This window comes from Marinobacter sp. MBR-105, assembly GCF_053628895.1.
This window is the reverse complement of record NZ_JBRJHG010000025.1, coordinates 1-21,618: the sequence shown is the minus strand read 5'-3', so window position 1 is coordinate 21,618 and position 21,618 is coordinate 1. Positions and strand designations below refer to the sequence as shown.

Genomic DNA, 21,618 nt, shown 5'->3' with positions numbered 1-21,618 from the left:
ATGGCACTAGCCTAGCAGAAACTTACCACTCCAGCTGCGCGCCGGTCTGATACTCAATCACCCGGGTTTCGAAGAAATTCTTCTCCTTGCGCAGGGTGGCCTGCTCGTCCAGCCAGGGCGACACGTTCTTCGCCCCCGGGAACGGTTCTTCCAGGCCCACGGTGCGGGCCCGGCGGTTGGCGACAAAGCGGAACTGTTCGCTGTGGTATTCCGCCGAGTAACCCAGAATCGGGTCCCGCAGCACGTAGTTGGCGTAGGCCATTTCCGCGGCTTCGGATTCGTCCCACATCTCGCGTACCGCTTTCGGGTCCAGGGTGATTTTCTCTTCTTCGAGAATCTGGTTCACCACTTTCAGGCCGAAGGAGAAGTGCATGGCTTCGTCCCTCAGGATGTACTGCAACTGTTCGCCCGTGCCCCGCATCAGGCCCCGGCGCTGCAGGGCGAAGATGGGGCTGAAGCCATTGTAGAACCAGCAGCCCTCAAACACGGCGGCGAAGAACAGGTAGGACATCACGAAGTCCTGCAGCTCGTCCGGGTTGCGCAGGTTCATGTCGGAGCGCATGGCGGCGTCCAGCCGGCGGTTGGCCAGCTGGATTTTGCCGTTGATCTCCGGCACCACGCGGTAGCGGTTGTAGATCTCGCTCTGGTCCAGGTTCAGGGTTTCGATGCAGTGCTGGTAGGTCCAGGTGTGCAGCGCTTCCTCGTACACCTGGCGGGCCTGGTAGATCTGCAGTTCCGGCGCGCTCATCTTCTCCATCACCGCCAGGCCGATGTTGCGCATGGCGAGGATGTCGGAGGTGGTCAGGTACGCCAGCACGTTCTCGTACACGTGTTTTTCCGCCGGCGTCAGCCGGTGGTGGTAGTCGTGAACGTCCTGCGCCATGTTCACGTCCAGCGGCGTCCAGTGGTTCTTGTTGGCGTTCATGAAGTACTCCCAGGCCCAGGGGTACTTGAACGGTGCCAACTGGTTGATGTCGGTCTCGCCGTTAATCACCCGCTTGTCGTCGACATTCACGGGCGCCGGGCCGCCGGTGGCGGCGGCAGTGGTTTGCGCTTTTGGTTCGTCGTCCCAGTCCAGCATGTGGGTGCCTCCCAAATAAGTAAATGGTTACTGACAAGCTTCGCAGTCGGGATTGTCGATGCTGCACACCTGCGGCTGTGGCGCCGATACCGGCGCGGTCTTCTCGGCGCCAGTGGCCCCCAGGGAACGCAGGTAGTAGGTGGTTTTGAGGCCACGCTCCCAGGCCAGCTGATACAGGGCATCCAGCTTCTTACCGCTGGGTTCGGCCATGTACAGGTTCAGGCTCTGGGCCTGGTCCAGCCATTTCTGGCGCCGGGCCGCCGCTTCCACCAGCCAGCGCGGGTCAATCTCGAATGCGGTGGCGTAGCGGGCCTTGAGCTCGGCGGGGATGCGGTCGATCTGCTGCACGCTGCCGTCGAAGTATTTCAGGTCGTTCACCATCACGTTGTCCCACAGGCCTTCGGCCTTGAGATCACGCACCAGCGAGGGGTTCACTACGGTGAACTCGCCGGACAGGTTCGATTTCACGAACAGGTTCTGGTACGCCGGTTCGATGGACTGGGACACGCCCACGATGTTGGAAATGGTCGCGGTCGGGGCAATGGCCATCACGTTGCTGTTGCGCATGCCGTTTTTGGCAATCAGCTCCCGCACCGGGGTCCAGTCGAGGCGGCTGTTGGTATTGAGCGACAGGTCGCCGTCCCGGCGGTTGTCCTTCAGCAGGCCCACCGAATCCATCGGCAGGATGCCCTGGCTCCACAGCGAGCCTTCGTAGGTGTCGTAGGCGCCTCGCTCACCGGCCAGCGTGGCGGAGGCACGCAATGCGAAGTAGCTGAGTTGCTCCATGGCAACGTCGGCAAATTCCACCGCTTCCGGGCTGGAGTACGGCAGGCCCAGCTGGTACAGGGCGTCCTGGAAGCCCATCAGGCCCAGGCCCACCGGGCGATGCTTCAGGTTGGAATTGCGCGCCTGCGGCACCGCGTAGAAGTTAATGTCGATGACGTTATCGAGCATGCGCACGGCGGTGTTCACGGTGCGCTCCAGGCGCGTGACGTCCAGCTCGCCGTCCTTGATGTGGGCAGCCAGGTTCACCGAGCCCAGGTTGCACACCGCAATCTCATCGGCGCTGGTGTTCAGGGTGATTTCGGTACACAGGTTGGAGCTGTGCACCACGCCCTGATGCTGCTGCGGGGAGCGCAGGTTGCACGGGTCTTTGAAGGTGATCCAGGGGTGACCGGTCTCGAACAGCACAGTCAGCATCTTGCGCCACAGCTGTTTGGCGGGAATTTTCTTGAACAGCTTGATCTTGCCCTGCTCGGCCAGGGCTTCATAGTGCTGGTAGCGCTCGCGGAAGGCGTTGCCGTACAGGTCGTGCAGATCTGGCACATCGCTGGGGGAGAACAGGGTCCAGTCGCGGTCTTCGCGCATGCGTTCGATCAGCAGATCCGGCACCCAGTTGGCGGTGTTCATGTCGTGGGTACGGCGGCGCTCATCGCCGGTGTTCTTGCGCAGTTCCAGGAACTCTTCGATATCCAGGTGCCAGCTTTCCAGATAGGCACAGACCGCGCCCTTGCGCTTGCCGCCCTGGTTCACGGCCACGGCGGTGTCGTTGACCACTTTCAGGAACGGCACCACGCCCTGGCTCTGGCCGTTGGTGCCCTTGATGTGGGAACCCAGGGCCCGCACCGGGGTCCAGTCGTTGCCCAGACCACCTGCCCATTTCGACAGCAGGGCGTTATCGCGAATGGCCCCGTAAATGCCTTCCAGGTCGTCGCCCACCGTGGTCAGGTAGCAGGACGACAGCTGGGAATGCCGGGTGCCGCTGTTGAACAGGGTGGGCGTGCTGGCCATGTAATCGAAACTGGACAGCAGCTCATAGAATTCGATGGCGCGGGCGTTGGGGTCGTCCTCACGCAGTGCCAGGCCCATGGCCACCCGCATGAAGAACACCTGGGGCAGTTCCAGGCGGGCCTTGTTCCAGTGCAGGAAGTAACGGTCGTACAGGGTTTGCAGGCCCAGGAAGCCGAACTGGAGATCGCGCTCCGGTTTCAGGGCGTTGCCAAGGCGTTCCAGGTCAAAGGCCGCCAGGGCTTCGTCCAGCAGTTCGTAGCGAATACCGGCGTGAACAAAGGCGCTCAGGGCCTGTGGATAAATCTCTGCCAGCGGAAGACTGCGGGGCAGGTCCAGGGCTTCCGCTGTTTCCAGCCGGAGCTGTTCCAGCAGCAGGCGGGCGGTTACGGCGCTGTAGTCGGGTTCCCGTTCAATGCGGCCCCGGGCGGTCATGATCAGGGCAGACAGGACTTCGGTCTCTTCGATGCCGTCGTAGAGGTTGCGCAGGGCGTCTTCCACCAGCGAGTCGCCGTTGATGCCGTCCAGGCCGGTGGCGGCCTGTTCCACCTGCTGCTTCATCAGGCCAAGGTCCAGCGGGGCGATGCTGCCATCGGCTTTTTTTACGGTCAGGTGCGGATGCGCTTCCACCGGCTCGTCCACGGCGCGCTGGCGGGCGTGTTCTTCACGGTACAGCACGTAGGCCCGGGCCACTTTCTGCTCTTCGGCCCGCATCAGGGCCAGTTCCACCTGGTCCTGGATGTCTTCGATGTGCACCTTGCCACCGGCCTTGAGGCGGCGGCTGATGGCCTGCACTACCTGTTCGGTAACCCGGTGCACGGCGTCGTTGATGCGGGCGGAACCGGCTGCCTGGTCCCCTTCCACCGCCAGGAAGGCTTTGGTCACCGCCACACTGATTTTGGCCGGGTTGAAACTCACCAGGGTGCCGTTTCGTTTGATAACTTGCAGGGATTGGGTATCGGTCGCGGGGGCCGGGGGTTCGGCAATGGCAGTGGCTGTCATGGTGCTCTCCTGAATTCGCGTTGGTTCCGTTTCACCCTCGCGAACGCAGTGGCACACCTTGCCCCGAATACGGGCAGGCCTGACCAATCTGCTCACCCTTGAATCGCGAAGGTGCAGTCCAGAAACCCATGGGGGGCTTCTGATCCCTGGCAGGTCTTCGGACTCAGGGGCGTGAACCTTTCAGCTCTGCCTAACGTGGCGACTTCCCGGCTTGCGCCAGTGTCATCTTGCCACGCTCGTTCCCCAATACCGCTGCGCGTCAGTTCCGGATTCTCACCGGATTCCCGACTACCTCAATGATCAAGCTTTGATCACAATATATGGTAGTTAACCAAGGACACGGTCACTATATAGGGCCGAATGCGCCAAGACAAGGCACTTTTTGCAACAGAGCCTGTCCATCTCCAGACCACCGGATTTGAGGAATGAATGTGAGAATTTCGCTGCTTTGGGCCAGTACCCTGACGCTCGGTCTCGCCGCCAGCCCGGTGTGGGCAGAAACAGACCGGCTAACCCGGTTCTCCACCATGGCCTCACTGGAAGACGGCTGGGAACCTCTGACCTTTCCGAACATTGAGACACATACCCGCTACACCCTGGAAACGGAGGACGGCCAGCAGGTGGTCCGTGCCGACGCAGACGCGAGCGCCTCCGGGCTGATTGCCCGTGTTGAGCTGGTGCCCGGCGACTCGCTTACGCTGTCATGGCGCTGGAAGGTGTCGAACATCTACGAAGCCGGCAACGCCCGCGAAAAGTCCGGTGATGACTACCCTGCCCGCATCTACGTCGCCTTTGAGTTTCAGCCGGACAAGGCCGGCTTTTTTGAACGGGCCAAGCGCAAGACCGTGGAAGTGCTGTTCGGCGAGACCCTGCCCGGCAACGCCCTGAACTACATCTGGGCCAATCAGCTACCAGAGCAGAGCATGGTCGCCAACGCCTACACCGACAAAACCATGATGATTGCCGTCAACTCGGGGCCGTCGCAGGTGGGCGAATGGGTGACCGTTACCCGGGACCTGGTGGCAGATTACCGGCAGGCCTTCGGCGAAGAACCGCCCGCCATTGTGGGCGTGGCCATCATGACCGACGCCGACAACACCGGCGTGCAGGCCACGGCCTGGTATGGCGACCTCACCCTGGAGCAAAACCGCTGATCGGCCATAAAAAAAGGCCCCTCAAGGGGGCCAAACACGTGAAAGCAATGGTCAGTGGCTGATCATCCAGGGCCGCATGGACGGGAACATCTTCTTGCCATCGGCGGTGTAGAACAGCATGTGTTTACTGTCCGACTTTTTCTTGCAGCCACAACTCTTGCGGTGCTCGGCGTCCCGGGCCCGCTGGTCGGCGGTGGAGATGATGGGCTCGTGGCTCGCCTTTTCATTCCGCGCCTCCGCGTTGCGGCGGGCCGGGTCCATGGCCAGGAGCTCCGGCGGCAGCACAATCACCCGGGGTGACAGCGCCTTGCAGGTGGGGCAATGGGCCGGGTTACCGGCTTCGGCCATGGCGCCCAGTTCCTGGAACAGCCCGTGTTCCCGGCATTTGTAGTCGTACAGTGGCATGGCTTACTCCTTGTCCGGTGAAAGGGGTACGTCGGTGCCCGGCGTGACCTTCCTGGTCGGTCCTTCCGCCGTGGGGTTGATGTCGAAGTCGAAGATCTCGGTCGGCAACCACAGGGTGGCGCAGGCGTTGGGCACATCCACCACGCCACTGATGTGGCCTTCCACCGGCGCACAGCCAAGCAACGCGTATCCCTGAGCCGGGGTGTAACCGAACTTGGTCAGGTAGTTGATGGCGTTGAGGCAGGCCTGGCGGTAGGCCACGTGTACGTCCAGGTAGTGCTGCTGGCCCTCTTCATCCACCGAGATGCCCTCGAAGATCACATAGTCCTCGTAGCGCGGCTTGATGCTGCTGGGTTTGAAGACCGGGTTCTTGATGCCGTATTTGGCCATACCGTCCTTGATCAGGTTCACCCGCAGATGAATCCAGCCGGCCATTTCGATGGCGCCGCAGAAGGTGATCTCGCCGTCGCCCTGGCTGAAGTGCAGGTCGCCCACCGACAGGCCTGCCCCCTTCACATAGACCGGGAAATACACCTTGGAACCACGGGACAAGTCCTTGATGTCGCAGTTACCACCGTGTTCCCGGGGCGGTACGGTGCGGGCGGCTTCCAGCGCCGCCTCTTTGGCGGCATCACCCGCCAGCTTGCCCAGGTGGGCAGTGTCGGCGTAGGGCAAGTTTGCCAGGCCCGGCACCCGATCCGGTTCGGTGTCGTACAGTTCTTTCTCGCGCTTGTTCCACTCCGCCAGCATTTCCTTGGACGGCAGGCAGCCGATCAGGCCCGGGTGGATCATGCCGGCGAATTCAACGTTGGGGATGTGGCGGGATTTGGTGAACATGCCGTTGAAATCCCAGATGGATTTCTGGGCTTCCGGAAAGTGCTCGGTCAGAAAGCCGCCGCCGTTCTTCTTGGAGAAGAAACCGTTGAAACCCCACTGGCTGTCCTTGAAGGCACCGATGTCGAGGATGTCCACTTCCAGCAGGTCGCCGGGTTCTGCGCCCTCCACGCCCACCGGGCCAGACAGGAAGTGAACCTGGGTCAGATCCACGTCGCGCACGTCGTCTGCGCTGTCGTTGTTCTTGATCTGGCCACCGGTCCAGTCGTAACACTCGAGGATGAAATCGTCCCCGGGCTTGACCGTCGCCGCCATGGGAATGTCCGGATGCCAGCGGTTGTGGATATTCTCGTTCTCGTACGCGGATTTGCTCAAATCGATCTTGATGAGTGTTTCGGCCATAGCGGTCGCTCCTTGGTTCTTGGCGTTCGGCGTCTAAGCTTGGGAACGCAGTGCCCGACGGCGCCTGCGCTGACCGTTTCACTATCCGCGATACGCCAGCGGCGCGGTATTCGCGAATTGCCCCCGGCACCTACGTCATTCGACGTATTGGCGCACCACTATCTCCTGCCCCTTGAGCTCGGCCAGAAATGAGGAATGCTCGGGATGCGCCAGCAACGCACGGGCCAGCGCCGGCTCCAGTTTCTGGCGGAACGCCCGTAGCATCTCGCGGGCACCATAGCGGCTGTCGTAATCGCGGCACAACACACTGCGCAGCTCCACCGACAAATCCAGCGAGGCCTGTTTGCGGGCCAGGCGCTTGTTCAACCCGGCCAGTTCGATCTCCAGAAGGGCATACAGCCACTGGTCTGTCAGGGGATTAAACGTAAGAATCTGGTCAATCCGGTTCAGGAACTCCGGGTCGAAATGCCGGCGCAGAGCCTTGTCCCGAAGGTTCTCCTGCGGGCCCGGCTCCAGCCCCAGCCAGCGGCGCCAGCCTCGCTGATAGCGATGATGGTGCGCTTCCGCTTCCAGGGCTCCGGCGTTGCTGGTCATAAAGATCAGCGTGTTGCGGAAGTCGATTTGCCGGTTGCCGGAGGGGAACACCAGCCGGCCGGTATCGAGCACATTAAGCAGGGTCCGGGTGACCTCCTTGCTGGCCTTTTCAAGCTCGTCGAACAGGACAATGCCCGGTTTGCTGAACGATCCCTGAACCTTCTCAAGATCAAACAGGCTGTGGCCTTCCTTGCTGCCCACATAACCGGGCGGCGCGCCGGTCAGCGCCGCCGCGTAGTGCTCCTGGGCCAGGGTATTCATGTCGATGCGGCACAGGGCATCGCGGCTGCCATGAATGGCCTCGGCAATCAGCCGTACGGTTTCAGTCTTGCCCACCCCGGTCGGCCCCAGAAACAAGTGAACCGCCAGCGGGCGGTTCTCTTCACCGATGTCGGCCTTCACCCGAACCAGCATGGATTCCATCGCCTCCAGGGCGTGCTGCTGGCCCACGATATTGGCCCGCAGGCTCGCCATTACGGCGTCCGGCTCAAAGCGGAACCGGGAAACACGAATCGGGCCTGAATCGGCCCGGTTCCTAGCCAGCGTTTCCCGGTTGGCTTCCAGCCGCTCATTGATAAACGGCATCGCGGTCTCCCGGGCTCAGGCCCCTGCAGTTTTTTCCTTGCCATCGAACGGCAGTTCACCCACCGGGCATTCCGCCGTGCCCACGGTTTTGCGGGTCATGGCCTCGACGTTTTCCTGGGCTTTCTGGGCATCCATCACCCAGGTGCGATAGAACTCGAACGGGCAATCGGCCACGCCCTTGTCGCCGTCACCGGAGTTGTGGACGCCGGTGTAGCCCCGGTGCAGCAACTTGAACAGGTGGTTCTGGGACTGGTCGTTGGCGCGGGCGTCACGGATCTGGCTAACCGACAACTGGGCGTACTGAACCCCCATGTCCTCCTCGCCACATTCACCCAGGGTACGACCATCAAAGCCGATGATGGCGGAGTGCCCGAAGTACGAATACACCCCGTCAAAGCCGGAGGCATTAGCCACCGCCACGTAACAGTTGTTGGCCCAGGCCATGCTCTTGGCCATCATGATCTGCTGTTCCTTGGCCGGATACATGTAACCCTGGCACCGCACAATCAGCTCCGCCCCCTTCATGGCGCAGTCGCGCCAGATCTCCGGGTAGTTGCCGTCGTCACAGATGATCAGGCTGAGCTTCATCCCCTTCGGCCCCTCGGTCACATAGGTGGTATCGCCGGGGTACCAGCCTTCAATCGGGCACCAGGGAATGCACTTGCGGTATTTCTGGACAATCTCACCCTCGTTGTTGATCAGCACCAGGGTGTTGTAAGGCGCCTTGTTGGGATGATCTTCATGGCGTTCGCCGGTGAGCGAAAACACCCCCCAGGTATTCGCCTCCCGGCAGGCCGCCGAGAAAATCGCTGTTTCATCTCCGGGAATGGTGGCGGCGGTCTCCATCATCTCGTCGTTGTCGTACATGATCCCCATGGTGCTGTATTCCGGAAACACCACCAGATCCATCCCCGGCAGCCCCACCTTCATACCCTTGATCATGTCCGCAATCTTGCGGGCGTTGTCCAGCACCTCGGCTTTGGTATGCAGCCGGGGCATCTTGTAGTTCACCACCGCCACGCCGACGGTATCGTTACTGCTGGAAATATCACCGTGTCTCATACTTCTTACTCCAAGGTTCTTTGCAGGTTATCTCTGAAGTTCGGGCCGATGGGGCGGGGACAACCTTCCGAAACCGTATGCGCCAGGGATGGCGCATCCGAGCCTACAGGGACGTATTCACGGCGTGTTTCGGAAGGTTGTCCCCGCCTCAGCGGCTTGCACCAAACCCCATAATCAAACGGCCAGATAGCTGGCAATCTTGTCCTGATCCGCCTCTTCCCGAAGCTCCTCGTGCACAATCTCCCCCTTCTCGATCACCAGAATCCGGTCCGCCGCATCCATCACAAAGCTCAGCACCTGCTCCGACACCACAATCGACAGCCCCCGCTCGTCGCGAATGCGCCGAAGGGTCTTGGCAATGTCCTTGATGATGTTGGGCTGGATACCCTCGGTCGGCTCATCGAGCAGAAGCACCTTGGGCCGGGTCGCCAGGGCCCGGGCAATGGCCAGTTGTTGCTGCTGCCCGCCCGAAAGGTTGCCGCCCCGGCGGTGCTGCATTTCCTTCAGCACCGGAAACAGCTCATAAAGGTCTTCCGGAATTTTCTTCTCGCCCACCGCGGCCAGACCGGTCTCGATGTTTTCCTTCACCGTCAGGGTCGGGAAAATCATCCGCCCCTGGGGCACAAACCCGATGCCGGCCCTCACCCGCTGGAAGCTCTTCAGGTTCGACAGGTCCGTGCCATCCAGCGTGACCTGGCCACCGCGGCTTGGAGTCATGCCCACCAGGGATTTCATCAGGGTGGTTTTACCCATACCGTTGCGGCCAACCACCGCCACGATTTCCTGCTTGCCCACCTCCAGGTTCAGGTCCTGGATGATGCTGCTCTGGCCATAGGCCACCGAATGTTGTTTGACGCTCAGCATGATCAATGCCCCAGGTAGACTTCGATGACTTTCGGGTCCGACTTCACGTGCTCGATGGACCCCTCAGACAGAACCTTGCCCTGGTGCATCACCGTGACCCGGTCTGCGATATCCCCGACAAACTGCATGTCGTGCTCGATCACCAGCACCGTGTGGTCTTTGGTAATGCGCCGCAGCAGTTCAGCGGTTTTCTTGCGCTCGGCCACCGACATGCCGGCCACCGGTTCATCCAGCATCAACAGGTCCGGCTTCTGGATCAGCAGCATGCCAATCTCCAGCCACTGCTTCTGGCCGTGACTGAGCAGCGACGCCGGCTGGTCCAGGGCATCTTTCAGGAAGATGGTTTCGGCCACGTCTTCCACCGCAGCCACCACCTCAGCCGAGCGTTTGAAGGCCAGCGCCCCCATCACGCTGTGGCCCTGTGGATAAGACACCTCCAGGTTCTCGAACACCGTCAGGTCCTCGAACACCGACGGGGTCTGGAACTTGCGGCCAACGCCGGAATGCACAATCTGGTGCTCCTTGAGTCTGGTCAGCTCCTTGCCATCAAACCTGATGGACCCCGAGGTCGCCTTGGTCTTGCCGCAAATCAGGTCCAGTACCGTGGTTTTGCCGGCCCCGTTGGGGCCGATGATGACCCGGATCTCTTTCGGGTCCAGGTAGAACGAGAGATCATCCACCGCCTTGAAGCCATCGAATGAGACGGTCAGGCCCTCGACTGCGAGCAGGAAGTCCTTACTCTGTGCTTTGGCTGCGTTCATCAGGATTTCTCCGGGCTGTATTGATCCAGCATCGGGTCGTAATCACGGCCCTCCTCTTGGCGGGCAGCAGGCGCTGGCTTCGCCGGGGTGCTCGCCGCTGCTTTCGGCTTGCGCTTGAACAGACGGTCCTCCAGGGGCATCACGTAGGTCTGGTACAGGCCGGCCAGGCCATTCGGGAACGCCAGCACCACACCGATGAACAACGCGCCCATGGCGAACGGCCACAATTCCGGGAAGGATTCGGAGAAGCCGCTCTTGGCGGCGTTCACCAGCAACGCGCCGTAGACTGCGCCCAGAATCGACAGGCGACCCCCGAGGGCGCAGAAGATGACCATTTCAATGGAGGCAACGATGCCGATGAACGAGGGCGACATGAAGCCGACAATCAGGGTGAACAGCGCGCCGCCAATGCCCGCAAAGGCGGCGGCCAGGCAGAACACGAAGATCTTGAACGCGGCCACGTCATAGCCAGAGAAACGCACCCGGTTTTCCTGGGCGTTCATGGCCACCAGGATGCGACCGAGCTTGCGGTTCTGGACGAACCGGGCCACGAACAGGCACACGAACAGCAGGCCCACGCACACGAAGTACAGGATGGTTTTGGCCTCGTCGGTGCGGATGTCCCAGCCCATCAGGGTCTGCAGATCGGTAATGCCGTTGACACCCCCGGTGTAGCCCTGCTGACCAATGATCAGAATGGTCAGGATGGCGGCGATGGCCTGGGTGATGATGGCGAAGTAGACGCCCCCCACCCGGCGGGTAAACATCGCAAAACCGATGATGAATGCCAGCAGCACCGGCACACCGACGATTGCCAGCAGGGTGAACGAGAAGCTGTGGAACGGTTCCCAGAACCACGGCAGCTCGGTCAGCTGGTTCCAGTCCATGAAGTCCGGGATACCGGGCGTGGACTGGATGGCCGTGGCCTCCGGCGTGGAGGCCTCCAGCTTCAGGAACATGGCCATGCAGTAGCCGCCCAGGCCGAAGAACACGCCCTGGCCCAGGCTGAGGATGCCGGCTTTGCCCCAGCACATCACCAGGCCGATGGCCACGAAGGCGTAGGTGAGGTATTTACCCACCATGTTCAGGCGGAACGGGTCCAGCGCCAGCGGCAGGATGACAACCAGCAGCAACGCCAGTGCCAGATAGTAGAGTCCCTCTCGGGAGGCAAACCATTTCAAAGGGGAAGTGCTTTTCATGACAGTCTCCTAGCGACGGACCTTGAGCGCCATCAGGCCTTCCGGGCGCAGCATCAGGATGCCAACGACCACCAGCAGGGTGAGGACTTTGGCCATGGAACCACTGAGGAAGAACTCCATCGTGGACTGGGCCTGGGAAATACCGAAGGCAGAGACAATGGTGCCAATCAGACTCTGGGCACCGCCGAACACCACCACCAGGAAGGTATCGACAATGTAGGCCTGGCCGGAGGACGGGCCCGTGGAGCCGATCATGGTGAAGGCCGCACCGGCGATACCGGCAATGCCACAGCCCAGGGCGAAGGTCATACGGTCAACCCCGGCGCTGTTGATGCCCACGGCTTCGGCCATCGGGCGGTTCTGTACCACGGCACGGACCTTCTTGCCCCAGCCGGAGCGGTACATCAGCAGGTAAACCCCCAGGGCGATGGACAGGGCAATGATCATCACGAACAGACCGTTGATGGGCAGTTCCACCAGATCGGTAACCTGGATGGCGCCCATCATCCACTCCGGCAGTTCCACACCCACTTCCCGGGCCCCGAAGATGGAGCGGTAGGTTTGCTGCATGATCAGGCTCAGGCCCCAGGTGGCCAGCAGGGTGTCGAGCGGGCGCCGGTAGAGGTGCCGGATCATGGCCCATTCGATAAAGGCCCCGAGGGCCGCACAGATGAGAAACGCAATAATGATGGCGACGAAGAAGTATCCGCCAAACAGACCGGGCAGGACCGACTGGAAAAACCCGGAGACAAGGTAGGTGGTGTAGGCGCCGAGGATCATGAATTCCCCGTGGGCCATATTGATCACCCCCATCTGACCAAAAATGATCGCCAGGCCCAGTGCCATCAGTACGAATACCGAGAACAGGGACAGCCCGGCAAAGCCCTGCATGGCAAAAATCGACATCAATTCGCTGGTGGTGTATCCGTCAAACATGACCCTTACTCCCGTCGCTTAAGAACACGTGCTTGCGTCCGAGCCGGACGCCGGTGCCCGAAGGCACCGGCCACGGCTGCTTACTGGTAACCTTCCGGGAACGGATCGGGTTCCATCAGCTCGTCGGTTTCATAAACCACTTCATACTGGCCATCGGTTTTGGCGCGGCCGATGCGGGTCTTGGACCAGAGGTGATGGTTTTCGTGGATGCGGACATAACCTTCCGGTGCCTTGGTAAATTCGATACCGGGTGAGGCTTCACGGATCTTGTCGATGTCGAAGGAGCCGGCTTTTTCCACCGCCATCTTCCACAGCCACGGGCCGAGGTAGGCCGCCTGGGTTACGTCGCCAATCACCATGTCGTCACCCCAGGCTTCCTTGAAGGCGGCCACGAATTCTTCGTTGTTGGGGTTATCCAGGCTCTGGAAATACTTCATGGAGGCGTAGATACCTTCCACGTTCTCACCGCCGATACCGCGGATTTCATCCTCGGTGACGGAGATGGTGAGCAGCAGCGGCTTCTCGTCGGTGAAATCGACACCGGCGGCTTTCATCTGCTTGTAGAAGGCCACGTTGGAACCACCCACCACCGACGCAAAGATCACGTCCGGCTTCTTGAGCTTGATCTTGTTGATCACGGAGTTGAACTGGGTGTGGCCCAGCGGGTAGTACTCCTCGCCCACCACTTTCAGGCCCAGTTTGTCGATGTGCTTGCGGGCAATTTTGTTGGAGGTACGGGGCCAGATGTAATCCGAGCCCAGCAGGTAGAAGGTTTTGGCGCCTTTCTCTTTCACCGCCCAGTCGATACCCGCGAGAATCTGCTGGGTGGCTTCCTGGCCGGTGTAGATCACGTTGGGTGACTGCTCCAGACCCTCGTAGAAGGTCGGGTAGTACAGCATACCGTTGTACTGCTCGATGACCGGCAGGATGGCTTTACGGGAAGCCGAGGTCCAGGCACCAAAGATGGCCGCGACGTTGTCCTGGCGAAGCAGCTTGCGGGATTTCTCCGCGAAGGTGGGCCAGTCACTGGCGCCGTCTTCCTGGACAAACTCGATCTGCCGGCCAAGGACACCGCCGGACTCGTTGATCTGCTCAATAGCGAGCTTCTCGGCCTGCACCGAACCAATCTCACTGATAGCCATGGTGCCGGTGATGGAATGCAGGATACCGACCTTGACGGTGTCGTCAGTGACCGCCAGTCCGGTGGTGTTTACCTCATCGGTTGCCGGCGTGGCCGCCTGGGCCGACGTGGCCAGCATGATGGATGCGGCCAGGGTGGCCAGGCTCTTTCGTAGCCCTTTGCTCTTGTGACTCCGCCCTCCGGCGGCAATGGTTGTGGTTCCCATGGTCATTCCTCGCAGTGGTTGAAAGCCGGTACCGTGCTCCGCTCCGGAAGCACAGTGCCCACGTCAATCATTCTGCTCAGGGCTGTCATGGGTGCCCATTCGGCATTCACCCCAGCGTGGTACGTCATTTGACGCATACCCGTGCCAGGTCAGACAGGTTACAACCGCAGGCAACCCCAAGGCGCACATCCGTTGCACCGGTTTATGGCACGGTTCTTGTTCCAGCTTTCTGATCCGGTGCGTGACGGCAGCAAACGCGCACCAATTCAGGGCGGCCCGGCGGGCCAGGAGCAGGGCGGGAATGGCAGTAAAACAGAATATTTTTCGGGTCCGGCGCAGCTATAACCAATGGGTGGCCAACCAGACCCTGGAAGACTACGCCCTGCGCTTTACCGCCAAAAGTGCACGCCGGTGGTCGGCTGCGCGGGTCAGCCATACTGCGCTGGGGGCCATCTCGTTCCTGGCCATGGAGGCCATCGGCGGCTCCATTACCCTGCACTATGGCTTCGACAACGCCGTCGCGGCGATCCTCGCGGTCAGCCTGGTGATTTTCCTGACCGCGATCCCGATCAGCTACTACGCCGCCCGCTACGGGGTGGATATCGACCTGCTGACCCGGGGCGCCGGCTTCGGCTATATCGGCTCGACCATCACCTCGCTGATCTACGCCTCCTTTACCTTCATCTTCTTCGCCATTGAGGCCGCCATCATGGCGATGGCGCTGGAAATGCTGTTTGCCATTCCCCTGGTACTGGGTTACCTGATCTGCGCCGTGGTGATCATTCCTCTGGTCACCCACGGCATCACCACCATCAGCCGCTTTCAGGTGTGGACCCAGCCCCTGTTTATCCTGCTGCAGCTGGCGCCTTTCGTTTTCATCATCTACGCAGATGCCTCCTCCATCACCGACTGGACGCAGTTCCAGGGCGTGGGCCTGCCCGCCGACAATGGCTTTGACCTGCTGCTGTTCGGGGCGGCCGCCGCGGTGGTGTTCTCCCTGATTGCCCAGATTGGCGAACAGGTGGATTTCCTGCGCTTCATTCCCGAGCCCACCAACGCCCCGGAACGGCGCCGTTGGTGGGTGGCGGTGATGGCCGGCGGCCCCGGCTGGATTGTCATCGGCATGGTGAAAATTCTGGCCGGCTCCTTTCTGGCCGTGCTTGCACTGAATCAGGGCATTTCCGCGACAGAGGCGGCCGATCCAACCCAGATGTATCTGGTGGCATTCAACTACATCACCCATTCCCCCGAGCTCTCGCTGGCGATGGCCGGCATCTTCGTGATTCTGTGTCAGATCAAGATCAACGTGACCAATGCCTACGCCGGCTCCATTGCCTGGTCCAATTTCTTCTCCCGGTTGACCCACAGCCACCCTGGCCGGGTGGTCTGGCTGGTGTTCAATGTCGCCATTGCCCTGCTGGTAATGGAACTTGGCGTGTATCGGGCACTGGAAGAGACCCTGGGGTTCTACGGCATTGTCGCCATTGCCTGGGTGGGTGCCCTGGTGGCAGACCTGGTGATCAACAAACCCCTGGGCCTGAGCCCGGCCCATATCGAATTCAAACGGGCGCACCTGTACGACATCAATCCGGTGGGCGTAGGCGCCATGATCACCGCCTCGGTGGTGGGAATCACCTGCCACACCGGGGTACTGGGTGACTACGCCCAGGCCCTTTCCCATTTCATTGCCCTGGCGGTGGCACTGGTCACCGCGCCCCTGATTGCCTGGAAGACCGGCGGGCGTTTCTACACCGCCCGTCCGTTTGTGCCCCTGGCCACCGATCACCAACTGGTGGGGTGCAGCATCTGCGAACACCGCTTCGAGCCGGAAGATGTCACCCACTGCCCCGCCTACGATGGAGCCATCTGCTCGCTGTGCTGTTCGCTGGACGCCCGCTGTGAGGACGCCTGCAAACCGGGCGCCGGCTACCAGGAGCAGATGCAGCAGTTTCTCGGGCGGTTCCTTCCGGCGCCACTGCTGTCGGCACTGCGCTCCCGGCTCGGGCATTTCCTGTCGCTGCTGGTGGTCATCAACGGGTTTTCCGCACTGCTGCTGTCGCTGATCTACTTCAAAACCCCGGTGGCTTCGCTTGCCGAGGCTACGCTGCTGTCTGTCACCCTGTGGAAAGTGTTCTTCATTCTGGTCATTGTCACCGGAGTGATCTGCTGGCTGTTTGTACTGGCCCATGAAAGCCGGGTAGTGGCGGAGGAGGAATCCCGGCGCCAGACCCGCCTGCTGACCGAGGAAATTGTCGCCCACGAACGCACCGACCAGGCCCTGCAGCAGGCCAAGGAGCAGGCCGAGGCCGCCAACGGCGCCAAAAGCCGGTATCTGACCGGAATCAGCCACGAGTTACGCTCGCCCCTGAACGCCATCCTCGGTTACGCCCAGCTCATGGAGAACGACGACTCGGTACCGCCTCATCGCAAGGAAGCCCTGGGGGTCATTCGCCGCAGCGGCGAATACCTGGCGGATCTGATTGAAGGGTTGCTGGATATCTCAAAAATTGAGGCGGGCCGGCTGGATCTGCACCGTGACCAGGTGCGCATCGGGTTGCTGATGGAGCAGTTGGTCACCATGTTCCGGCTTCAGGCCGAAGAAAAGGGCCTGGCGTTCGACTACCACTGCCCTCACCCTCTGCCAGAACTGGTGACCACCGATGAAAAACGCCTGCGCCAGATACTGATCAATCTGTTGTCGAACGCCATCAAATACACCGACCAGGGCAGCGTGTCACTGACCCTCCGCTACCGCAGCCAGGTGGCGGAATTCACCGTGCGTGATACCGGCGAGGGCATTGCCGCAGAAAACATCGAACGCATCTTCCGGCCGTTTGAGCGTATCCGCAATCCCGGCCAGAGCCGCACCGGAACCGGACTGGGCCTGACCATCACCCGACTGCTGACGGAAATCATGGGCGGCGACATCTCGGTGGAGAGCGAACCTGGCGAGGGCAGCGTGTTCAAGGTCAGCCTGATGCTGTCGAGCCTGCATTCCGCCAGCCCACGCTCGATCTCGACGCCGGCCCGCAGGATCTACGGCTACCATGGCGCCCGCCGGAAAATCCTGCTGGTGGATGACGACGACTCCCATCGTCAGGTGATCCGGGCCATGCTGTCGCCACTTGGCTTTGAAATCAGCGACACCGGCAATGCCATGACCGTTCCGGAACGAGTGGAACAGGAGCGCCCCAACCTGATTCTGCTCGATGTGTCGATGCCCGGGAAAAGCGGCTGGGAGGTGCTGGCCGAGCTCAGGGAAATGAAATACAACCTGCCCGTGGTGATGGTCTCTGCCGACGCCAACGAGGGCCACCATAGCGCCGAGGCACCGCGCCTGCACGACGGTTACATCATCAAACCGGTGCGACTGAACCTGCTGCTGGACACCATTGGCCGGGTCATGGGCCTGGACTGGCGCTTCGAGAAAAGCCCGGAGCCCCTGGCCGCGCTACCGCTGCCAGCCAGCGGCGCGCTTGAACTGCCCGCCCGGGAGCACTGCGAGGCGCTGGCAGACCTGGCCAGAATCGGCCATCGCAAGGGCCTGCTGGAGGCACTGCACAGCTTGCAGTATGCCGGAGACGCCAGTGACGCCTTCGTTCAGGAGATCACCAAATTCACCAACGATTTCCAGTTCGAGAAGATTCTCGAACTTCTTGAGGTAGCCGAACATGAAGCATCCTGATGACCGCAAAACCGTGGTACTGGTCGTCGACGACGCCATCGATTCCATCCGCATGATCAATGATGCACTGGAAGAAGCTGGCATGACCGTGCTGGTGGCGCTGGAAGGTAATCAGGCCCTGACCATCAGCCAGAACATCACCCCCGATGTGGTGCTGATGGATGCGCTGATGCCGAATATGGATGGCTTCGAGACGTGTCGGCGACTCAAGGAAAACCCCGCCTTCGCGGACATTCCGATCATTTTCATGACCGGCCTGAGCGATACCGAACACGTGGTTATGGGCCTGAATGCCGGCGGCGTGGACTATGTTACCAAGCCCATCGACACCACCGAGTTACTGGCCCGCATGGCGGTGCACCTGGCCAACGCCAGAATGACCCGCAGCGCCCGTTGCGCGCTCGATACCGCCGGTCAGAACCTGTTTGCGGTCGACCGCGAGGGCAACCTGCTGTGGGGTACCCCGCAAGTATGCCGTTGCCTGCCGCCGCCGGATCACGAGGACTTTCAGGAAGTACGGGAACAACTTGAGGACTGGCTGGGCCACCGGCCAGATCCCGGCCACAGTCTGCCCATCCAGTTACTGGACACGCCCCGCTCCATTGAATATCTGGCCCTGGTGGATGGCCAGGAATACCTGTTGCGTCTGAAAACACCCCAGAACCAGAACAGCGCCTCAGCGGCGCTGCGGGAACGTTTTGATCTTACCCTGCGGGAGTCGGATGTCCTGCTGTGGATCGCCAATGGCAAGACCAACCGGGAAATCGGACAGATTCTGGAGATGAGCCCCCGCACCGTGAATAAACACCTGGAGCAGGTGTTCCGGAAGATGAATGTGGAAAACCGGACGGCGGCAGCGGCCAATGCCATTCGGGTGCTGGCAACGCTTTAAAGCCTGCCGGTGTTACCGGTACTGCTCCGGGAATCCTGGCACCACGTAGGTTTGCTGAAACCGCCGCACCGGCGGTACTTCGCCCTTTTCGGCCAGGCGCAGGTAAGCGTCGTCAAAGGCCTCACGCAGAACTGCCGCACGCGGATTGGCCAGGGAAAACAGCCAGGCGCCATTGCGGCTGCGCATTTCCGATTCGCGAATCTCGTTATCTTCGTTCCGGCTCAGGGTTTGCTGGACCGGTTGCCGGTAGTCCAACAGGTAATCGCCGCGATGACGCTTGAGCATATTGAGGCCGGACCGATGGTTCGGTGCTTCGGTAATCTGGATATCGGGCTGGGAGGTCAGCCAGTCTCTGAGGCCAGCATAGGTATAGCCGCCGATCAGAATCACGGTTTTGTTGCGCAGGCGATCCATATGATCCACCGGCGGCACGCCTTCGAGAAACCAGGCACTGAGTTCCACCGGAATCGGGCTGATCCAGCTTTCGAGAATGTCGTCTTTTAAAGCGGGAATGTCGGTTAGCCCCATCCACAAATCAATCGTGCCGTTTTTCAGATAGAGGTAGGTGCGTGCCACCGGCAGGTAGATAAACTCCAGTTGGTAACCCGCCTCTGCCGCCACCTTGCGGGTGATGTCCACAAACTCTCCGGCAGGCTCGCCCCTGTCATCCCGATAAGTGACCGGCGGAAACTCGACATAAGCAACCCGTATGGTTTTATCGACAATAGCCTCTGCCTCTGAGGCACGGACAGCGGTGGGATAGAACAAATAGGAGAAAACCAGAACAAGAAAAAGCGCCATCAGACAGGCGCGCGAAAGGATCGATTGGGGTTGTTGGCAACTGCGCATGTATACCGCTTTTCTTTTATCTGTTTACCTGAAGGTTAACAGATCCTATGAAAACTGTGCGGTGAAATATGCAAAACCATGACTCAGAACGCGTGGGTGACCATGTACAGACCGACGCCCCCCATCACGATGGTGTAAGGCAACGCCATGATCACCATGCGCCCGTAGGACAATCGCACTAGGGGCGCAATGGCTGAGGTCAGCAGGAACAGGAACGCCGCCTGGCCATTGGGTGTGGCTACGCTCGGCAGGTTGGTACCGGTATTGATGGCTACGGCCAGGGTCTGGAAGTGCTCGTAGCTGATGCTGCCGGCGTCCAGCGCCTGTTTCACTTCGCTGATGTAGACGGTCGCCACAAACACGTTGTCGCTGATCATCGACAACAGCCCGTTGGCAATGAAGAAAATGCCCGGCTGCTGGCCTTCAGGCAGCGCCAGTACGTAATCAATGATCGGTTTGAACAGGTGCTGCTCGTGAATCACCGCCACCACGGCGAAAAACACCACCAGCAATGAGGTAAAGGGCAGGGATTCCTGGAACGCCTTGCCAATCTGGTGTTCGTCCGTCACGCCGGTAAAGGAGGTAATCAGGATAATCACCAGCAGGCCAATCAATCCTACTTCGGCGATGTGGAATGCCAGACCAAACACCAGAATGACCGCGGCCACCGCCTGAATCCAGAGCGCCGCCTGATCAGACTTGGTGCGCCGAGCCTTTTCATTGTCAGCGAACTCTTCCAACACCCGTCGCACCGGCTTGGGCAGTCGACCGCCATAGCCAAACCAGCGTAGTTTCTCCAGCGCCCAGCACGTGGCCAGACCGGCGAACAAAACCGGAATACTCACCGGTGCCATGTGCAGGAAAAAGCCGGCGAAATCCCAGCCAACCACCTTGGCAATCAGCAGGTTCTGGGGCTCACCCACCATGGTGGCGACGCCACCCAGGGCGGTACCGATCGCCCCGTGCATCAGCAGACTGCGCAGAAAGGCCCGGAAGTTTTCCAGATCTTCCCGGTGCAGCTCAATCACTTCGTCGTCGCTGTTGGTGTTGTGGTCTTTCTGCTGGTAACCCTTGCCGGATGCCACCTTGTGATAGACCGAGAAGAAACCTACCGCAACGCTGATGATGACGGCGGTGACGGTCAGGGCATCGAGAAACGCAGACAACACTGCCGCAGCGCTACAGAACAGCAGCGACAACGCCGACTTGGACCGCACCCCCACCAGAATCTGGGTGAAGGTCACCAGCAGCAGCTCTTTCATGAAGTAAATACCCGCCACCATGAACATCAGCAGCAGGATGACCGGGAAATTGGTCAGAACCTCATGGTACACCGCATCCGCGGACGTCAGCCCGATCAGCAGGGCCTCCACCGCCAGCAAGCCCCCCGGGAGCAGTGGGTAGCATTTCAGCGCCATTGCCAGGGTAAAAATGAACTCGCCGATCAGCAGCCAGCCTGCAACGCCCGGTCCAAGCACGTACATCACGACGGGATTGGCAATCAGGAATAGCAGAATAACCTGCTTGTACCAGACGGGTGCCTTGCCAAGAAAATTATGGGTGAAGCCAGCAATTACGGTGTTGGGCATTACACAATTCTTCTGAAGATGACTGCCGGAGAAGTATGCGGCATGAAGCCGTTATCTTCCTTGATATTTGTGCCCGGGGTAATGGCCCGAAGGTGGTAGAAAGGCCCACATTCAGGTGTAGGCGGGGCGTACCCCTGGCAGGGCGCCTAGTTTACCGGGAATTGGTCAACGACGCGAGTTATCCAGCGGCGGCCCTCCGCCTTTGCCAGCGACCTTGCGGGAAGCAAGTATTCACCAACAATTTGATAAAGATCATCCCAAAGAACTATATGTCGCCAAGTTACACACAGTAAAATAGGCCGCTTTCCAGCAATACGATGTCGGCATGAAACACTCTCTGGTCCGTGTATTCCGGGCACTTCCCGTTGTTCTGATCCTGATGCTCAACCCGGCATCCGACGCTGCGGCTCAGGAACGCACGCTGGCCTATCTGGTTCCCGACATTCGTATCCCGTTCTGGGACATCATGGCCCGGGGCATTCACCAGAAGGCTACTGAGTCGCCCCTGCAAAAACGCCGTTTTCAGACAGCCAGCAATTTACCGGTCTCTGCCGATTCATCCGGCAACGCCGGGGTTGACCATAAAATAG

16 protein-coding genes, 1 pseudogene and 1 riboswitch are annotated in these 21,618 nt (G+C 60.5%); of the genes and pseudogenes, 4 read left to right on the top strand and 13 right to left on the bottom strand.

Annotated elements, in window-relative coordinates:
• Positions 1–22: 22 nt before the first annotated feature.
• Together ACSSVV_RS19970 and ACSSVV_RS19965 are read right to left on the bottom strand one after the other, a co-directional pair.
• Complete coding sequence (locus ACSSVV_RS19970) at positions 23–1,081, bottom strand: ribonucleotide-diphosphate reductase subunit beta (RefSeq protein ID WP_011787257.1); 1,059 nt, start codon at positions 1,079–1,081, stop codon at positions 23–25.
• A 27-nt stretch (positions 1,082–1,108) separates the two neighbouring features.
• On the bottom strand, positions 1,109–3,871 hold the full coding sequence (locus tag ACSSVV_RS19965; protein WP_023008407.1) for a ribonucleoside-diphosphate reductase subunit alpha: 2,763 nt from the start codon (positions 3,869–3,871) through the stop codon (positions 1,109–1,111).
• Between the two features lie 131 nt (positions 3,872–4,002).
• A riboswitch (cobalamin riboswitch) is annotated at positions 4,003–4,222 on the bottom strand.
• A 74-nt stretch (positions 4,223–4,296) separates the two neighbouring features.
• Between ACSSVV_RS19965 and ACSSVV_RS19960 the strand changes: the two genes are divergently transcribed.
• Positions 4,297–5,025 carry a DUF3047 domain-containing protein gene (locus ACSSVV_RS19960; RefSeq protein WP_454106887.1) on the top strand — a complete coding sequence of 243 codons (729 nt, stop codon included), beginning with the start codon at positions 4,297–4,299 and terminating at the stop codon, positions 5,023–5,025.
• Between the two features lie 51 nt (positions 5,026–5,076).
• On the opposite strand, the gene ACSSVV_RS19955 is transcribed toward ACSSVV_RS19960, so the two are convergent.
• The 9 genes from ACSSVV_RS19955 to urtA all read right to left on the bottom strand — a co-directional run bounded on the left by ACSSVV_RS19955 (position 5,077) and on the right by urtA (position 14,013).
• Positions 5,077–5,430 carry a zinc ribbon domain-containing protein gene (locus tag ACSSVV_RS19955; protein ID WP_023011870.1) on the bottom strand — a complete coding sequence of 118 codons (354 nt, stop codon included), beginning with the start codon at positions 5,428–5,430 and terminating at the stop codon, positions 5,077–5,079.
• A 3-nt stretch (positions 5,431–5,433) separates the two neighbouring features.
• Positions 5,434–6,666, bottom strand: coding sequence for a formamidase (fmdA, locus tag ACSSVV_RS19950; RefSeq protein ID WP_011787261.1), 1,233 nt, complete (start codon positions 6,664–6,666; stop codon positions 5,434–5,436).
• Positions 6,667–6,801: 135 nt separating this feature from the next.
• Positions 6,802–7,845, bottom strand: coding sequence for an AAA family ATPase (locus ACSSVV_RS19945; protein ID WP_454106886.1), 1,044 nt, complete (start codon positions 7,843–7,845; stop codon positions 6,802–6,804).
• A gap of 15 nt (positions 7,846–7,860) precedes the next feature.
• Positions 7,861–8,907, bottom strand: coding sequence for an aliphatic amidase (locus ACSSVV_RS19940; protein WP_394132780.1), 1,047 nt, complete (start codon positions 8,905–8,907; stop codon positions 7,861–7,863).
• Positions 8,908–9,081: 174 nt separating this feature from the next.
• The gene (urtE, locus tag ACSSVV_RS19935; RefSeq protein WP_011787264.1) at positions 9,082–9,771 is read right to left on the bottom strand and encodes an urea ABC transporter ATP-binding subunit UrtE; all 690 of its coding nucleotides are present in this window, start codon (positions 9,769–9,771) and stop codon (positions 9,082–9,084) included.
• 2 nt (positions 9,772–9,773) lie between these two features.
• Positions 9,774–10,532, bottom strand: coding sequence for an urea ABC transporter ATP-binding protein UrtD (gene urtD / locus ACSSVV_RS19930; RefSeq protein ID WP_023011872.1), 759 nt, complete (start codon positions 10,530–10,532; stop codon positions 9,774–9,776).
• Entirely contained in the window at positions 10,532–11,731 is a 1,200-nt protein-coding gene (gene urtC / locus ACSSVV_RS19925) for an urea ABC transporter permease subunit UrtC (RefSeq protein ID WP_023008413.1), read from the bottom strand. Before urtC ends, urtD begins: the two co-directional genes overlap by 1 nt.
• A gap of 9 nt (positions 11,732–11,740) precedes the next feature.
• Positions 11,741–12,667: an urea ABC transporter permease subunit UrtB gene (gene urtB / locus ACSSVV_RS19920; RefSeq protein WP_011787267.1), complete on the bottom strand. Its 927-nt coding sequence runs from the start codon at positions 12,665–12,667 to the stop codon at positions 11,741–11,743.
• Positions 12,668–12,747: 80 nt separating this feature from the next.
• Entirely contained in the window at positions 12,748–14,013 is a 1,266-nt protein-coding gene (urtA, locus tag ACSSVV_RS19915; RefSeq protein ID WP_011787268.1) for an urea ABC transporter substrate-binding protein, read from the bottom strand.
• Between the two features lie 301 nt (positions 14,014–14,314).
• Between urtA and ACSSVV_RS19910 the strand changes: the two genes are divergently transcribed.
• Together ACSSVV_RS19910 and ACSSVV_RS19905 are read left to right on the top strand one after the other, a co-directional pair.
• On the top strand, positions 14,315–17,698 hold the full coding sequence (locus tag ACSSVV_RS19910) for a hybrid sensor histidine kinase/response regulator (protein WP_011787269.1): 3,384 nt from the start codon (positions 14,315–14,317) through the stop codon (positions 17,696–17,698).
• Positions 17,685–18,590, top strand: a complete 906-nt coding sequence (locus tag ACSSVV_RS19905; RefSeq protein WP_023008415.1) for a response regulator — start codon at positions 17,685–17,687, stop codon at positions 18,588–18,590. The genes ACSSVV_RS19910 and ACSSVV_RS19905 overlap by 14 nt, the downstream gene beginning before the upstream one ends.
• Positions 18,591–18,602: 12 nt before the next feature.
• On the opposite strand, the gene ACSSVV_RS19900 is transcribed toward ACSSVV_RS19905, so the two are convergent.
• Entirely contained in the window at positions 18,603–19,391 is a 789-nt protein-coding gene (locus ACSSVV_RS19900; RefSeq protein WP_227501192.1) for a substrate-binding periplasmic protein, read from the bottom strand.
• 131 nt (positions 19,392–19,522) lie between these two features.
• The gene (nhaB, locus tag ACSSVV_RS19895; RefSeq protein WP_454106885.1) at positions 19,523–21,028 is read right to left on the bottom strand and encodes a sodium/proton antiporter NhaB; all 1,506 of its coding nucleotides are present in this window, start codon (positions 21,026–21,028) and stop codon (positions 19,523–19,525) included.
• Between the two features lie 325 nt (positions 21,029–21,353).
• On the opposite strand from nhaB, the pseudogene ACSSVV_RS19890 reads away from it, so the two are divergent.
• Positions 21,354–21,618, top strand: a pseudogene (locus ACSSVV_RS19890) (hypothetical protein); the annotation flags it as partial.

Excerpts from the sequence above, each read along its gene's own strand:
- ACSSVV_RS19970 (WP_011787257.1), bottom strand. The coding sequence starts at position 1,081 with ATGCTGGACTGGGACGACGAACCAAAAGCGCAAACCACTGCCGCCGCC.
- ACSSVV_RS19965 (WP_023008407.1), bottom strand. The coding sequence starts at position 3,871 with ATGACAGCCACTGCCATTGCCGAACCCCCGGCCCCCGCGACCGATACC.
- ACSSVV_RS19960 (WP_454106887.1), top strand. The coding sequence starts at position 4,297 with ATGAATGTGAGAATTTCGCTGCTTTGGGCCAGTACCCTGACGCTCGGT.
- ACSSVV_RS19955 (WP_023011870.1), bottom strand. The coding sequence starts at position 5,430 with ATGCCACTGTACGACTACAAATGCCGGGAACACGGGCTGTTCCAGGAA.
- fmdA (WP_011787261.1), bottom strand. The coding sequence starts at position 6,666 with ATGGCCGAAACACTCATCAAGATCGATTTGAGCAAATCCGCGTACGAG.
- ACSSVV_RS19945 (WP_454106886.1), bottom strand. The coding sequence starts at position 7,845 with ATGCCGTTTATCAATGAGCGGCTGGAAGCCAACCGGGAAACGCTGGCT.
- ACSSVV_RS19940 (WP_394132780.1), bottom strand. The coding sequence starts at position 8,907 with ATGAGACACGGTGATATTTCCAGCAGTAACGATACCGTCGGCGTGGCG.
- urtE (WP_011787264.1), bottom strand. The coding sequence starts at position 9,771 with ATGCTGAGCGTCAAACAACATTCGGTGGCCTATGGCCAGAGCAGCATC.
- urtD (WP_023011872.1), bottom strand. The coding sequence starts at position 10,532 with ATGAACGCAGCCAAAGCACAGAGTAAGGACTTCCTGCTCGCAGTCGAG.
- urtC (WP_023008413.1), bottom strand. The coding sequence starts at position 11,731 with ATGAAAAGCACTTCCCCTTTGAAATGGTTTGCCTCCCGAGAGGGACTC.
- urtB (WP_011787267.1), bottom strand. The coding sequence starts at position 12,667 with ATGTTTGACGGATACACCACCAGCGAATTGATGTCGATTTTTGCCATG.
- urtA (WP_011787268.1), bottom strand. The coding sequence starts at position 14,013 with ATGGGAACCACAACCATTGCCGCCGGAGGGCGGAGTCACAAGAGCAAA.
- ACSSVV_RS19910 (WP_011787269.1), top strand. The coding sequence starts at position 14,315 with ATGGCAGTAAAACAGAATATTTTTCGGGTCCGGCGCAGCTATAACCAA.
- ACSSVV_RS19905 (WP_023008415.1), top strand. The coding sequence starts at position 17,685 with ATGAAGCATCCTGATGACCGCAAAACCGTGGTACTGGTCGTCGACGAC.
- ACSSVV_RS19900 (WP_227501192.1), bottom strand. The coding sequence starts at position 19,391 with ATGGCGCTTTTTCTTGTTCTGGTTTTCTCCTATTTGTTCTATCCCACC.
- nhaB (WP_454106885.1), bottom strand. The coding sequence starts at position 21,028 with ATGCCCAACACCGTAATTGCTGGCTTCACCCATAATTTTCTTGGCAAG.